General features: G+C 53.4%; 12 protein-coding genes. 2 read left to right on the forward strand and 10 right to left on the reverse strand.

What is annotated here, in order from left to right:
- Positions 1–11: 11 nt before the first annotated feature.
- The 5 genes from glgA to asd all read right to left on the reverse strand — a co-directional run bounded on the left by glgA (position 12) and on the right by asd (position 8,383).
- On the reverse strand, positions 12–1,445 hold the full coding sequence (gene glgA / locus NNO08_RS01390; protein ID WP_271456027.1) for a glycogen synthase GlgA: 1,434 nt from the start codon (positions 1,443–1,445) through the stop codon (positions 12–14).
- Positions 1,445–2,740, reverse strand: a complete 1,296-nt coding sequence (glgC, locus tag NNO08_RS01395; RefSeq protein WP_271441378.1) for a glucose-1-phosphate adenylyltransferase — start codon at positions 2,738–2,740, stop codon at positions 1,445–1,447. The genes glgA and glgC overlap by 1 nt, the downstream gene beginning before the upstream one ends.
- 14 nt (positions 2,741–2,754) lie before the next feature.
- Positions 2,755–4,731 (reverse strand): glycogen debranching protein GlgX, encoded by a 1,977-nt coding sequence (gene glgX, locus NNO08_RS01400; RefSeq protein ID WP_271448673.1) that lies wholly within the window; start codon positions 4,729–4,731, stop codon positions 2,755–2,757.
- Positions 4,731–6,914, reverse strand: coding sequence for a 1,4-alpha-glucan branching enzyme (gene glgB, locus NNO08_RS01405; RefSeq protein WP_271448674.1), 2,184 nt, complete (start codon positions 6,912–6,914; stop codon positions 4,731–4,733). Before glgB ends, glgX begins: the two co-directional genes overlap by 1 nt.
- Positions 6,915–7,276: 362 nt before the next feature.
- Positions 7,277–8,383 (reverse strand): aspartate-semialdehyde dehydrogenase, encoded by a 1,107-nt coding sequence (gene asd / locus NNO08_RS01410; RefSeq protein ID WP_271441375.1) that lies wholly within the window; start codon positions 8,381–8,383, stop codon positions 7,277–7,279.
- 191 nt (positions 8,384–8,574) lie between these two features.
- Between asd and yhgN the strand changes: the two genes are divergently transcribed.
- Positions 8,575–9,168, forward strand: a complete 594-nt coding sequence (gene yhgN / locus NNO08_RS01415) for an NAAT family transporter YhgN (protein ID WP_006687438.1) — start codon at positions 8,575–8,577, stop codon at positions 9,166–9,168.
- A gap of 105 nt (positions 9,169–9,273) precedes the next feature.
- Here the strand turns inward: yhgN and gntU are convergent, their stop codons facing one another.
- From gntU to NNO08_RS01440, 5 genes are all read right to left on the reverse strand, one after another.
- Entirely contained in the window at positions 9,274–10,614 is a 1,341-nt protein-coding gene (gene gntU, locus NNO08_RS01420; protein WP_137381956.1) for a gluconate transporter, read from the reverse strand.
- Positions 10,614–11,144 (reverse strand): gluconokinase, encoded by a 531-nt coding sequence (gene gntK / locus NNO08_RS01425; protein ID WP_032940611.1) that lies wholly within the window; start codon positions 11,142–11,144, stop codon positions 10,614–10,616. Before gntK ends, gntU begins: the two co-directional genes overlap by 1 nt.
- A gap of 141 nt (positions 11,145–11,285) precedes the next feature.
- Positions 11,286–12,281 (reverse strand): gluconate operon transcriptional repressor GntR, encoded by a 996-nt coding sequence (gene gntR / locus NNO08_RS01430; protein WP_271456028.1) that lies wholly within the window; start codon positions 12,279–12,281, stop codon positions 11,286–11,288.
- A 165-nt stretch (positions 12,282–12,446) separates the two neighbouring features.
- Entirely contained in the window at positions 12,447–13,142 is a 696-nt protein-coding gene (gene yhhW, locus NNO08_RS01435) for a quercetin 2,3-dioxygenase (RefSeq protein WP_271456029.1), read from the reverse strand.
- A 123-nt stretch (positions 13,143–13,265) separates the two neighbouring features.
- Positions 13,266–14,303 carry an oxidoreductase gene (locus tag NNO08_RS01440; protein WP_271456030.1) on the reverse strand — a complete coding sequence of 346 codons (1,038 nt, stop codon included), beginning with the start codon at positions 14,301–14,303 and terminating at the stop codon, positions 13,266–13,268.
- 471 nt (positions 14,304–14,774) lie between these two features.
- Here NNO08_RS01440 and yhhY point away from each other — a divergent pair, with 471 nt between their 5' ends.
- Positions 14,775–15,263: an N-acetyltransferase gene (gene yhhY / locus NNO08_RS01445; protein WP_137381960.1), complete on the forward strand. Its 489-nt coding sequence runs from the start codon at positions 14,775–14,777 to the stop codon at positions 15,261–15,263.
- The last annotated feature ends 37 nt before the right edge of the window (positions 15,264–15,300 follow it).

Genomic DNA, 15,300 nt, shown 5'->3' on the forward strand with positions numbered 1-15,300 from the left:
TTCCTGGATATCTATTTCAAGCGATAGTAAAGCTCACGGTAAGACTTCGCCGCGACTTGCCAGCTAAAATCCATGGTCATGGCCTGACGTTGTACGAACCGCCAAAGCGAAGGCCGGGACCACAATACGAAAGCACGCCGGATCGCCCGTAGCAGCGACCAGGCATTACTATCTTCAAATACAAACCCACTGGCGATACCGTCCGCCAGGTTCTCCAGCGAACTATCAGACACCGTATCAGCCAGCCCACCGGTACGCCGCACCAGCGGCAACGTGCCGTACTTCAGTCCATACAATTGCGTTAAGCCGCACGGCTCAAAACGGCTGGGCACCAATATCACATCGGCCCCGCCCATGATGCGATGCGAGAAGGCCTCGTGATAACCAATCTGCACGCCAACCTGGCCTGGATGTTCCGCGGCCGCCGCTAAGAACCCTTCCTGCAATACCGGATCGCCCGCGCCGAGCAGCGCCAGTTGTCCGCCCTGCTCTAACAACCCAGGCAGCGCTTCCAGCACCAGATCCAGCCCTTTTTGACTGGTCAGACGGCTCACAACAGCAAACAGCGGCACTTTATCGTTAACCTTAAGTCCCATCGCAATCTGTAGCTGCCGTTTGTTCTCGGCCTTCTCTTCCAGCGAGTCACGGGTATACCGCGATGCCAATAACAGATCGGTTTCCGGGCTCCAGATTTTTTCATCAACACCGTTCAGTACGCCGGAAAGACGCCCCTCACGATGACGCTGTTGCAACAACCCTTCCATACCATAGGCAAACTGCGGCTCGGTAATTTCCCGTGCGTAGGTCGGACTCACCGCCGTAATATGGTCGGCGTAGTACAAACCGGCCTTCAGGAATGAAATCTGCCCGTTAAACTCCAGTCCGTGCACATTAAAGAACGACCATGGCAATTGGATGTCATCCATATGCTTTGCATAAAACATGCCTTGATACGCCAGGTTGTGTACGGTGAACACCGATTTCGCCGGATGGCCGCGCGCCGCCAGATACGCCGGCGCCAGGCCAGCGTGCCAGTCATGCGCATGCACCACATCCGGGCGCCAGAATGGATCAAGCCCGCAGGCCATTTCACATCCTACCCAGCCGAGCAGCGCAAAACGTTGTACGTTATCGGAGTAAGCAAACAGGTTCGTATCGTGATACGGGCTGCCGGGACGGTCATAGAGATGCGGCGCATCAATCAGATAAATGCCGACGCCGTTGTAATGTCCGAACAACAGCGTTATCCGTCCGGCGAAAGTATCCCGACGCGTCACGACCTGCGCATCAGGAATGCCGCGACGAATATCAGGAAACGCCGGAAGCAACACGCAGGCATCCACGCCGTCCGCAATTTGTGCCGCAGGTAACGCCCCAATAACATCCGCCAGTCCCCCGGTTTTTAACAGGGGGAACATCTCTGAACAAACGTGTAAAACCTGCATTATCGCTCCTGTTTGATTTGCAGTTTGCGTAGCATTTCACGCGTGACCAGCACAATGCCTTCCTCTGAGCGGTAGAAGCGACGAGCATCTTCTTCCGCATTTTCGCCAATCACCATGCCCTCAGGAATGACGCAGGCGCGATCGATAATGCAACGACGTAAGCGGCACGAACGTCCAACCCAGACTTCAGGTAACAACACTGCCGAATCAATGTTACAGAAAGAATTCACCCGCACTCGCGGGAACAGTACGGACTGCACCACCACCGAACCGGAAATAATACAGCCACCGGAAACCAGCGAGTTCAGCGTCATTCCGTGGCTACCGGAACGGTCCTGCACGAATTTCGCTGGCGGCAGTGATTCCATATGTGTACGGATTGGCCAGTTCTGGTCATACATGTCCAGTTCAGGCGTTACCGAGGCCAGATCGAGGTTCGCCTTCCAGTAGGCTTCCAGCGTTCCCACATCACGCCAGTATGGCTCGGATTCCGGATCAGACTGCACGCAGGACAATGGGAATGGGTGTGCATAAGCCATGCCAGCTTCGGTGATTTTCGGGATCAGGTCTTTACCAAAATCGTGGCTGGAGGTTTCATTCAGGTCATCTTCTGCCAGCAATTCATACAGATAATCGGCGTCAAAAACGTAGATCCCCATACTGGCGAGAGATTTAGTGGGGTCACCTGGCATAGCAGGCGGATTCGCTGGTTTTTCAACGAATTCGATAATTTTTTCGTTTTCGTCAACAGCCATTACGCCAAACGCACTGGCTTCTTCGATAGGCACTGGCATACAGGCAACGGTGCAACGTGCACCTTTCTCAACGTGGTCGATCAGCATGCGCGAGTAGTCTTGCTTATAGATATGATCGCCTGCGAGGATCACCACATATTCCGCTTTGTAGCGTCGAATGATGTCCAGGTTTTGGGTCACCGCATCCGCCGTGCCGCGATACCAATTTTCGCCCTGCATCCTTTGCTGGGCGGGCAGCAGATCGACAAACTCGTTCATCTCTTCGCTAAAGAATGACCAGCCACGCTGAATATGCTGCACCAGGGTATGTGACTGGTACTGCGTGATCACGCCAATACGACGGATCCCGGAGTTAATGCAGTTGGATAAGGCAAAATCAATAATGCGGAATTTACCGCCAAAGTGCACGGCAGGCTTAGCACGTTTGTTGGTTAAATCTTTCAGGCGGGTACCGCGGCCACCGGCCAGGATCAGGGCAACAGATTTTAATGGCAGCTGGCGCGCCAACATTACACGATCGTTCTTCTCTAAACTCACCATGACTAACTCCTTTTTTATCTTCTCTGGAACACACACAGTCCGTGCGCAGGTCCCTGCCAGACAGCCGTAAGCACCGGATTGTCCTCTCCGGCAAATGGGGGAATGGCATGCCATTCCCCTTCAGGTAAAACGATATCTGTCACCTCAAGCGTGGCGTTTATTGCAATCAGGAAACGGTCTGAAAGCAGGATTTGCATCTGTTTCGGGCCGTTTTGCCACTCATCCGCACTTAAGGGTTGTGCGTACTTATTCAGCCAGCGGACATTGCCATCGCCTTCTTCCCACCAGCAATCTCCGGTAAGAGCCGGGATTTGCTGGCGGAGATGAATCAGGGCGGCGGTAAATGTCGTTAGCCCACTGTTTGCCTGCTGCCAGTCCAGCCAGGTTAGCGCGTTATCCTGGCAGTAAGCGTTATTGTTACCGTGCTGGCTATGACCATGCTCATCGCCTGCCAGCAACATCGGCGTCCCCTGGGAGAGCAGCAGCGTGGTTAACAGCGCATGAATGCTGTCGCGCCGCCGTTCAATCAGGTCCAGCGAGCCGCCTAATCCTTCTTTACCATGATTGTCGCTGTAGTTATTGCTAGTGCCGTCCCGATTTTCCTCACCATTCGCTTCATTGTGCTTATTTGTGAAGCACACACAGTCGCGCAGCGTAAAACCGTCATGCGCGGTCACCAGATTGACGGTAGCGCTGGGTTTGCGGCCATTGCGTTTAAACACATCGCTGGATGCGGCGAAACGTCCGGCAAACTCTCCCAAAGACAGATTACGCTGAAGCCAGAAGCGTCGACTGGCATCGCGAAAATGGTCATTCCACTCGGCAAATGGAGGTGGGAAATTACCCACCTGATATCCGCCTTCACCAATATCCCACGGTTCCGCAATCAGTTTGACGCGAGAGAGCAGCGGACAGTTTTGGATCGCGGTAAACAGGGGGGCATCCTGACGAAACGCAGGCGTACGCCCCATGACGGAAGCTAAATCAAAACGAAAACCATCGACGTGGCAGGTTTCAACCCAGTAACGCAGGCATTCACAGGCATACTCCACGACACCAGGATGGCTCAGATTGAGGGTGTTCCCACAGCCGGTCCAGTTGTAGTAATCACCATCGTCCCTGATCCAATAATAGCTACGGTTATCAATTCCGCGCAGCGAGAAGACAGGCCCCTCAAGATCCAGTTCGGCACTGTGGTTCAAAACGATATCGAGAATGACCTCAATACCCGCTTTATGCAGTGCTTTTACCGCATCACGAAACTCATCCAACGCACTCTCTGGCGAGCAGGCATAGGCTGGATGCAATGCAAACATCGCCACCGGGTTGTACCCCCAGTAGTTCGACAACCCCAACCGCTGAAGGCGCGGTTCGTTGGCGAAATGTGCAACGGGCAACAGCTCCAGCGCGGTAATGCCAAGACGCTTGAAATAGTCGAGCATCACCGGATGACCGAGCGCTTTGTAGGTACCGCGTATCTCTTCAGGGATATCAGGATGCAGATACGTCAGCCCTTTGACATGCGCTTCGTAAATCACGGTATTGCCCCACGGCGTGCGTGGCGGGGTATCGTCTTCCCAGTCATACCGGTCTGACACCACCACGCTTTTCAGGGCGATGGCGGCATTATCGTGATGATCCGGTTCATCAATCCCGCCGTGCAGCAGAGGGTTATCTTTTAATTCACCTTCAACCCGACGCGCGCAAGGGTCGAGAAGCAGCTTCGCCGGATTGAAGCGGTGACCCTGCCCAGGCTGCCACGGTCCATGCACGCGATAACCGTAGCGCAGACCTGGTCTGGCATCGGCCAAATAGCCGTGCCAGATATCCCCGCTACGCCCTGGCAGGTCATAGCGGTGTTCGCAACCTTGCTCGTCGAATACGCATAACTCAACGCGTTCGGCATGGGCCGAGAAAAGGGTGAAATTGACGCCATGGCCGTCATACGTTGCACCATGGGGTGTGGCGTTGCCGGTTGCCAGTTGCGTCATTACCCCTCCCGAACCAGCCAAATCGTTGCCAGCGGTGGCAACGTGAGGCTCAGTGAGTGTTGACGCCCATGGCTGGCGATTTCATCACTGTGCACAGCCCCACCATTACCGGTATTGCTGCCGTGGTAATGCATCGAGTCGGTATTGAGGATTTCACGCCATTTGCCCGGTTGATTGATGCCGAAACGGTAGCCATGGCGCGGCACTGGCGTGAAGTTACTGGCGACGATAATTTCATTACCGGCCTTGTCACGGCGGACAAAAATCAGCACCGACCGTTCGTTGTCATCCACCACCAGCCACTCAAAGCCATAGGCATCAAAATCAAGCTCATGCAACGCTTTATGATGACGATAGGTGTGGTTCAGGTCGCGTACCAGTCGCTGTACACCGTGGTGCCAGTTGTCGCCCCCTTCCAGCAAATGCCAGTCAAGGCTGGCGTCGTGGTTCCACTCGCGTCCCTGAGCAAATTCGTTCCCCATAAACAGCAGTTTCTTACCAGGGAAGGCCCACATCCAGCCGTAATAGGCACGCAGGTTGGCAAATTTCTGCCATGCGTCTCCCGGCATGCGGTCGAGAATCGATTTCTTACCGTGTACGACTTCATCGTGTGACAGTGGCAGAACAAAATTTTCGGTGTAGTTGTACAGCATGCCGAAGGTCAGCTTATCGTGGTGATACTGACGATGAACCGGGTCCAGCTTCATGTAATCCAGCGTGTCGTGCATCCAGCCCAGGTTCCACTTGTACCAGAAACCTAAACCGCCCATATCCTGCGGCCTGGAGACACCGGCAAAATCGGTGGACTCTTCCGCCATGCTCACGGCACCAGGAACCTGTTCGCCAAGAATACGGTTGGTATTGCGCAAGAACTCAATGGCTTCGAGGTTTTCGCGACCACCAAATTCATTCGGGATCCATTCCCCTTCTTTACGGCTGTAGTCGCGATAAATCATTGATGCCACGGCATCCACACGCAGCGCATCGATACCAAAGCGCTCAATCCAGTACAGGGCGTTGCCCACCAGATAGTTGCTGACTTCACGGCGGCCATAGTTGTAGATCAGCGTATTCCAGTCCTGGTGATAGCCTTCACGCGGGTCGCTGTGTTCATACAAACTGGTGCCATCAAACTGAGCCAGACCAAAGTCGTCCGACGGGAAATGACCCGGAACCCAGTCGAGGATCACGTTCAGCCCCGCCTGATGGGCGGCATTGACAAAATAGCGGAAGTCATCACGCGTGCCGAAACGGCGGGTCGGCGCATACATGCCGGTAGGCTGGTAACCCCAACTGCCGTCAAACGGGTGTTCGTTGATCGGCAGCAGTTCGAGATGGGTAAAGCCCATCCACTTTGCGTAGGGAACCAACTGATCTGCCAGCTCACGATAGCTCAGCCAGAAGTTGTTATCGGTATGGCGACGCCATGAACCCAGATGCACTTCATAGATAGAGATTGGCGCATCAAACTGATTAGCTCTTTTGCGCTCCTCAGTTTGCACCACTTTTTCCGGCAAACCGCAGATAAGCGATGCAGTTTCCGGGCGCATTTGCGCTTCAAACGCGTAGGGGTCGGCTTTAATACGCAGCTTACCGTTTGCATCGATCATCTCGTATTTATACAGCTGACCCTGCTGGGCTCCGGGGATAAACAGTTCCCAGATACCACTCTCTTTACGCAGGCGCATGGGGTGGCGGCGGCCATCCCAATAGTTGAACTGTCCCACGACTGAAACACGCTGTGCATTCGGCGCCCAGACGGAAAAACGCGTGCCGGTAACGCCATCCATGGTGTCTGCATGCGCCCCCAGCGTCTCGTAAGGTCGCAGGTGCGTACCTTCAGATAACAGCCAGGCATCCATATCCTGGATTAGCGGGCCAAAACGATAAGGGTCATCAATCAGATTCTGCTGTCCATGCCAGACAACGGCCAACTGATAGCGAAAGAAATTTTTACGGCGGGGAAGTACAGCACAAAAAAAACCGCGAGAGTCGAGGCAATCCAGCTTGCCCACTTTACGTCCGGTTTTTGGTTCGATCACCCACACTTCGGTGGCATCGGGTAATAGGGCGCGGACTTCAAGTCCGGCTTCAGTTTGGTGCATACCCAGTACGGAAAAAGGATCCGCAAAATGGCCTGCAATTAGCGCATTAATCACGTCTCTATCGATACGAACGGACATGGTTGTCTTCCTGTTTTATGGTGTCACCCCTTCCAACTGATTTTCGACATCAGGTGCGACACTTCTTTGACCTGAACGGCGCAGCACAATTGTGCATCCTCTCTGCGTCGTCCCACCTTCAGGCAACAACTTAATACCTCCGGTACTAAGTCACCCTTAAAGAATAGCCAATGCTTTATCTTACTCCCGGTAAAAAATGAAACATCTGCGCTTACTCCTGTATTACGCAAAAAAAAGGGCGACTCAGCACCCAATGTTTATTCACAATATGTGTCTGCCAGATGGCGGTGCGGCCTTACCCGGCCTGCTGACTCGCGTCATTTACAGGCCCGATAAGCGTAGCGCCATCAGGCAGTCCAGCATTACGCCAGCTGACGCAGCATACGGCGCAGTGGCTCCGCGGCACCCCAGAGCAGTTGGTCGCCTACGGTAAAGGCTGACAGGAACTCCGGTCCCATATTCAGCTTACGCAGACGGCCTACTGGCGTGGTCAACGTACCGGTAACGGCCGCTGGGGTTAACTCACGCATAGTGATATCCCGATCGTTTGGCACTACTTTTGCCCACGGATTGTGCGCAGCCAGCAGTTCTTCAACGGTCGGAATAGACACATCTTTTTTCAGTTTAATGGTGAATGCCTGGCTATGGCAGCGCAGCGCACCGACGCGCACGCACAAACCATCAACCGGGATCACCGAAGACGTGTTGAGAATTTTGTTGGTTTCCGCCTGCCCCTTCCACTCTTCACGGCTCTGGCCGTTATCGAGCTGTTTGTCGATCCACGGAATCAGGCTACCGGCCAGCGGTACGCCAAAGTTATCAACCGGCAGTTCACCGCTACGGGACAGGGTCGTGACTTTGCGTTCGATGTCGAGGATAGCAGAGGAAGGTGTCGCCAGTTCATCGGCCACATGGCTATACAGATGCCCCATCTGCGACAGCAGTTCACGCATATGACGTGCGCCGCCGCCGGAGGCCGCCTGGTAAGTTGCCACGGATACCCAGTCAACCAAATCATTGGCAAACAGGCCGCCGAGCGACATCAGCATCAGGCTAACGGTGCAGTTACCGCCGACAAAAGTCTTAATACCTTTGTTCAGACCGTCGGTAATGACATCCTGGTTAACCGGATCGAGAATGATGATGGCATCGTCTTTCATGCGCAATGAAGAAGCCGCGTCAATCCAGTAACCCTGCCAACCGCTTTCACGAAGCTTTGGATAGATTTCGTTGGTATAATCGCCGCCCTGACAGGTCACGATAATGTCCAGCGCCTTCAGCGCGTCCAGATCAAAAGCGTCCTGAAGTGTGCCGGTAGTCGAACCACCGAACGTCGGTGCCGCCTGCCCGAGCTGGGAAGTAGAAAAGAAAACAGGGCGAATGGCGTCAAAGTCGCGCTCTTCAACCATGCGTTGCATGAGAACAGAGCCGACCATACCGCGCCAGCCGATAAAACCAACATTTTTCATAGCGTTTTTTTCCTGCAGAGATGTGTGCTGTGTATGCTAACCAGTATCCTACTGGCCTATCCTTCACCATACAAAAAGCAGCCAAAGTCGCAAGTGAAATTAATCAATGATAGCGAAGCCATCAGTAATGCGACTTATCCCGCTGCGCAAGCAAGCAGAAAGTCCGCGGTAATTATCAGGGAATTTGAGTTATGAATGAAATCATTTCAGCGGCAGTTTTATTGATCCTGATTATGGATCCGCTCGGAAATCTGCCCATTTTCATGTCCGTATTGAAACATACCGAACCAAAACGCCGTCGCGCGATTATGATTCGCGAGCTGTTCATTGCTCTGTTGGTGATGTTCATTTTCCTGTTTGCGGGCGAGAAAATTCTGGCATTTCTTAACCTGCGAGCAGAAACTGTCTCCATCTCCGGAGGCATCATCTTGTTCCTGATTGCCATCAAAATGATTTTCCCCAGCGCCACCGGGAATAGCACCGGGCTTCCGGCAGGCGAAGAACCCTTTATCGTGCCGCTGGCGATTCCACTGGTTGCTGGTCCAACAATTCTGGCTTCGTTGATGCTGCTATCGCACCAGTACCCGAATCAGATGGGGCATCTGGTGATTGCGCTACTGATCGCCTGGGGCGGTACCTTTGTGATTTTGTTGCAGTCTTCGCTGTTTTTACGTCTGCTGGGTGAGAAAGGGGTTAACGCCCTTGAGCGCCTGATGGGACTGATTCTGGTGATGATGGCCACCCAGATGTTCCTCGATGGCGTACGGATGTGGATGAAGGGGTGACGTATTCGTTGCACGCCGGGTGGCGGCTTCGCCTGACCCGGCCTACGATGCGGATATGTACTTGATGTAGGCCCGGTAAGCGCAAGCGCCACCGGGCAACAAGACTCAGCTCAACAGCTGGAAAGCAATCATACCGACAATCGCGCCGACCGTACCGAGGATGGTTTCCATCATCGTCCAGGTCTTCAGCGTTTGCGCTTCAGTTGCACCGGTAAATTTACCGAACAGCCAGAAACCGGCATCGTTCACGTGGCTGACCACGATAGAGCCGCCCGCGATACAGATAGACAGTGCCGCCATCTGCGCACCGGAAAAATTCAGTTGCTCAATCACTGGCATCACCAGACCCACAGCCGTTAAGCAGGCTACGGTCGCGGAACCCTGAATAATACGTACCGCCGCCGCCAGCACAAAGCAGGTAATGGCAATCGGTAAGCCCATACCGGTTAACGCTTCGCCCAGTGCCGGACCGACGCCGGAATCCACCAGCACCTGTTTGAACACGCCACCGGCACCGATCACCAGCAGAATAATCCCCGCCGGTTGCAGCGCGTGGCCGCAGATCTCCATTACCCGGTCTTTCGCCATACCCTGGCGAATGGCCAGACCATAAATAGCAACCAGACAGGCGACCAGAATCGCAGTGAACGGATGACCAATAAATTCGAACCATTCATACGCAGTAGAACCGACCGGCACAAAACGTGCGGCGATAGTTTTCAGGCCGACCAGCACCAGCGGCAGCAGGATCAGCGACAGGCTGAAGCCAAAGGATGGCATCTTGCCTTCGCCCAGATGCGGCTCGGTAATGTCTTCCGGTACATGCAGTTCAACGTAACGGCTGATAAAGTTGCCCCACAGCGGCCCGGCGATAATCATGCCCGGAATCGCCGCACACAGGCCAATCAGGATCATCCAGCCAAAGTCAGCGTGCATTTGCGAAGCCAGCAGCATTGGCGCCGGCCCTGGCAGCAGGAACGCGGCAGCAGCAGCCACACCCGCAAACAGTGGAATAACCAGCTTCACCAGGTTAGTTCCCGTATGGCGCGCCATCGAGAATGCGACACTTATCAGCAGCACAATCGCCACTTCAAAGAACAGCGGTAGCGCGCAAATCAGACCGGCCAGACCGATCGCATAATGCGCACGGCTGTGACCGAAGGATTTCAGCATTTTAACGGCAATCTGATCGACCGCGCCCGTCTCATGCAAAATCTTGCCGAACATCGCCCCCAGCGCCACCACAATCGCCAGAAAGCCGAGCGTGCCTCCCATCCCTTTTTCCATCGTTGCCGCGATTTTATCGAGCGGCATACCGGAAAAGAGACCTGCACCAATGGATACCACCATCAAAGCAACGAAGGCGTGCATACGCGCCTTCATTACTAAAAAAAGCAGTAATAAAACGGACCCTACTGCTGTTAAAACAAGCGTTAATGTAGTCACTACTTACTGCCCTGGTTAATAACCTCAATGGTGCTAGCTACCACACCGTCCAGCGGCTGATCGATATCCACCACCAGAACATCGTTTTCATTTGCACCCGGTTCTTCCAGCGCTTCAAACTGAGTTACCAGCATCTGCGTTTTGAAGAAGTGACCTTTACGCGCCTTCAGACGACTTTCGATAACGTCAAAATCCCCTTTCAGGTAGATGAAAGAGAGATTCGGGTTACCGTCACGCAACTGGTCACGATAGTCTTTTTTCAAGGCAGAGCAGACGATCAGCGAAACCTTGTTGGTGCGCTGCATCGCGAAGGCGGCGTCATTCAGCGCCTGTAACCACGGTTTACGGTCGTCATCGTTTAATGGCTCACCGGAAGCCATTTTCATGATGTTGCTGCGCGGATGGAGAAAATCGCCATCAAGAAACGCGGCCTGCAGTTGATGCGCCACTTCGCTGGCGACAGCAGATTTACCGCTGCCCGATACGCCCATCAGAACGTAAACGTGGTGATCATGATTAGTCGTGCTCAAAGCGTTGCCCCCACTGGTACAAGAATCAGGAAATTGTTACGGGTAACTGTTATCGGTAACATTGTCCAGCCGGATAAATAGAGAAGCAATATCCATTCGTGCCCGAAGTGTATAAGTGTGAGCTACTTCAAACTTGTTGGGTTAAATAGATCCGCCCGGTGACAAGGTGAAACCTAAATCTAACATTTTAGGTGTGACTACCTCACCACGGATGCGCGCCAGCAGACGTTCTGCACCAATGCTGCCCATCCGTTCACGCGGCGTGAGTACGCTCGCCAGACGCGGTTCCATCACCTGGCCGATATCGTGACCGTGGAAACCGGCAATCGCCATGTCATCAGGGATTTTCAGCCCTAAACGCTGACATTCAAACGCTGCGCCTACCGCTAAGTCATCGTTGGTACAAAAAACACCGTCCAGCTGTGGATATTCACGCCGCGCCTGACGGATAAGCTCGATACCGGAAGAGTAGGAAGAAGACTGTTCCACCATCACGCTATAGGGCACCAGATTGGCGTCGCGCATGGCCTGTTCGTAGCCCCGCTGTTTGATGATAGTACGTTCATCAAGACGCGCACCCAGATAGGCAATATGGCGATGGCCACGCGCGATAATGGCGGCGGTCATCTGCCGGGCGGCCTCGAAGTTGTCAAAGCCGACGGCAATATCCAGACACGGAGACTGGCTGTCCATCAGTTCAACGACCGGGATCCCCGCCACTTCGATCATTTTCAACGTCCGGGGTGTATGGCTACGTTCGGTGAGGATCAGACCATCGATATTCCACGACAGCATCGATTCCAGGCGTTCCTGCTCCATCTCCGGTTTATAGCCGTAGTGCGCCAACATGGTTTGATAGCCATGGGCGTCGGTGACGGCTTCTATGCCGCGCAGGACTTCAGCAAAAACCTGGTTGGTGAGAGACGGTAACAGCACGCCAATTGCACGGCTGGTGGCATTAGAAAGGATATCAGGAGCACGATTGGGAATATAACCCAGCTCATCAAGTGCAGCGGCAATTTTGCCCCGCAGCGCCACGGAGACCTGCTCCGGGTTACGCAAAAAGCGACTGACCGTCATTTTAGTCACGCCCACGCGGTCGGCTACATCCTGAAGTACGGGTCTTTTCTTTTTCATCGTCCTGAAGCGTTAAAAAGGGATAGATATCCCCAGTTTACCACGGACGTGCGGAATAAATGACAAAGGATGAAGAGCCGGATGGCGACGCTTTCGCGTCTTATCCGGCCTACATCAGTACGTAGGCCCGATAAGCTACGCGCCATCGGGCAAGATTACGCAGATTTAGACTGGCGGCAGGTCAAACAGTAACACTTCGCTGTCGCTGTCGGCATGAATCGAAATTGCCAGTTCATCCCAGATTGCCAGACCGTCGCTGGTGGTCGCTTTGGTCCCGTTAATGGTGACGTTACCTTTTACCACCTGGATCCAGACGCGGCGTTCAGCGGCGATTTGATGCACCGACTGTTCATCTTTAAGCAGCGCCCAGCGATACAACTCCATATCCTGATACACTTTCAGCGAACCCTCTCGTGCATCCGGTGACAGCACCAACTGTTTGCCCTGAACAGCATCGAAACGACGTTGCTCGTAGCGCGGTGTAATGCCATTTTCCTGCGGAATGATCCAAATCTGATACAGGTGCAGTTTCTCGGTGTCGCTCGGGTTGTACTCCGAATGACGGATCCCCGTCCCGGCACTCATAATCTGGAATTCACCTGCCGGAACCTGCTCCTTATTGCCCATGCTGTCCTGATGTTCTACTGCGCCTTCCAGCACGTAGGTCAGAATTTCCATGTCTTTATGGGGATGAGTACCAAAGCCCTGACCTGCGTCGATCACGTCATCGTTGATCACGCGCAGTGCCGAGAATCCCATAAAATTCGGGTCATAGTAGTTGGCAAAAGAGAAAGTATGCCAGGAATCGAGCCAACCATGATTAGCATGACCACGGTCGTTAGCTTTGCGTAAATAGATCATTGTGTTCACCCCCAGATGTTTTCGATGGAGTAAGTGTGGACTCAATCCGGTCGGGATCATAGAGGGTGAAAATTGACTCCTCTGTTCAAAAAATATGAACAATCCCAGAGGAGTCCATCAACGCTATTTAGCGAGGGTTATCGTGGCAGGTGTTGCCTGTTCAAAGGCGCGTTCGAGGATTTCCAGGTTGGTGAGAACTTCAGATTCCTTGACGTAATTAGGTGTACCCACTGTCAGCGTCTGATACAGCGCATCATAGACGCGGCCATAGTCGCCGACTTCCGGTTTAACCTCTTCTTTCACTGAGACGCCTTCATCATTGATGTACTCCAGCAGCCCAATGGAGTCGTCAGCGGCAAAACCGGGTTCTCCCGGCATGATATTGGCCTTCAGGCTGGTTTCCTGCTGATCGATACCGTACTTCACAAACGAGCCTTTTGTGCCATGGACGATAAACTTCGGATAGTCGATTTTCACCAGATGACTGGTTTTAACAATGGCTTTCAGGTCGCCGTAAAACAGCTGCGCTTCAAAGGTATCGTCCGGGTTCGCTTTGTTGCGCAGGCTGCGGATGTCGTAGGCCACATGATCGGGGCGGCCGAACAGGGAGATAATTTGATCCATGGTGTGTACGCCCAGACCATAAAATGCGCCGTCCTGAGGCAGACCTGGTTTGGTTTCAGCGACCGGGCGGTAATAGTCAAAATGGCTTTCAACTTCAACAATCTCGCCCAACTTGCCGCTCTCAATCGCCTTTTTCGCGGTGAGGAAACAGGAGTCAAAACGACGATTCTGATATGGCGTAACGGTCAATCCCTTGCTTTGCGCTAGCTCAAACAGCGCTTTGGCTTGCGCAAGCGTCGGGGTGAAAGGTTTCTCAACCAGCACGCTTTTCCCGGCTTCCAGCGCACGTTTGGCGTATTCGAAATGGCTGTCAGCATGTGTACAGACGATCACCAGTTTCACCTGTGGATCATTTAAGATCTCGTCGAGGTCGCTGGTAAAGTGGATATGTGAATACTGCGGCGCCTGCTCTTCCGGTTTCGCGTTGCGGCGAAAAATATGTGCGACATGCCAGCTGTCTTTGCGGTTCAGGACATAAGGTAAATGGTAGCGAGTGGTACTTTTGCCAAAACCAATAAATGCGCAATGTAAGGCCATGAGACAATCCTTCTGAAGGTGAATGTCTACACCATAGCGCAAAGCGGCTGGAGACTGAATCCATCCTGTCATCGTGCCGGATGCGGCGTTGCCTTATCCGGCCTACCGCATTATACAGCCAAAAGATCGGGCGTAAGTGGCGTAGGCAGATTATTCACGGCCTGCGCGCAGCAACCGGAGCGTACACAGAGTACGTGAGGGTTGCGAGCACAGCCCGGGATTAAGCTGGCAAGCAAACTAGCCCGAAACCCAGCCCAAAAAAAAAGCCAGCAAAAGCTGGCTAAAGTAATACTGGAAGCAATGTGAGCAATGTCGTGCTTTCAGGTTCTCCGTAGGGGTTCCCCTGAACGCAGAGCAATAATAATCATTCTCATTCGCACTTGTCTACTTATTTTTGCAAAAAAATGCAGTTGACGGAATTTTCTTTCTCAGCGAGTGTAAATGCACAATTACCCCTGCAGGAGATAAGGAATGAGTGAGATAGTGATACGCCACGCTGAACCAAAAGATTACGATGCCATTCGTCAGATCCATGCGCAGCCGGAGGTGTACCACAACACGCTACAGGTTCCTCATCCTTCCATGGAGATGTGGCAAGTGCGACTCGCCGAGCAGCCCGGCGTCAAACAACTGGTTGCCTGCATTGATGATATCGTCGTGGGACATCTTTCCATTGCCGTCGCCCAACGCCCGCGCCGCAGCCACGTCGCTGATTTTGGTATTTGTGTTGATGCTCGTTGGCAGAACCGCGGCGTTGCCAGCGCCCTGATTCGCACAATGATCGACATGTGCGACAACTGGCTGCGCGTCGATCGTATTGAGCTAACGGTGTTTGTTGATAATGAGCCTGCGGTCGCAGTCTATAAGAAGTACGGCTTTGAAATCGAAGGCACCGGCAAGAAATATGGCCTGCGCAACGGAGAGTACGTTGATGCTTACTTTATGGCGCGCGTGAAATAACGGGTAAGAAACCACCAGGAAGCACTCGCCGGGCCTG

Source organism: Citrobacter sp. Igbk 17, assembly GCF_028069775.1.
Lineage (GTDB): Bacteria > Pseudomonadota > Gammaproteobacteria > Enterobacterales > Enterobacteriaceae > Citrobacter.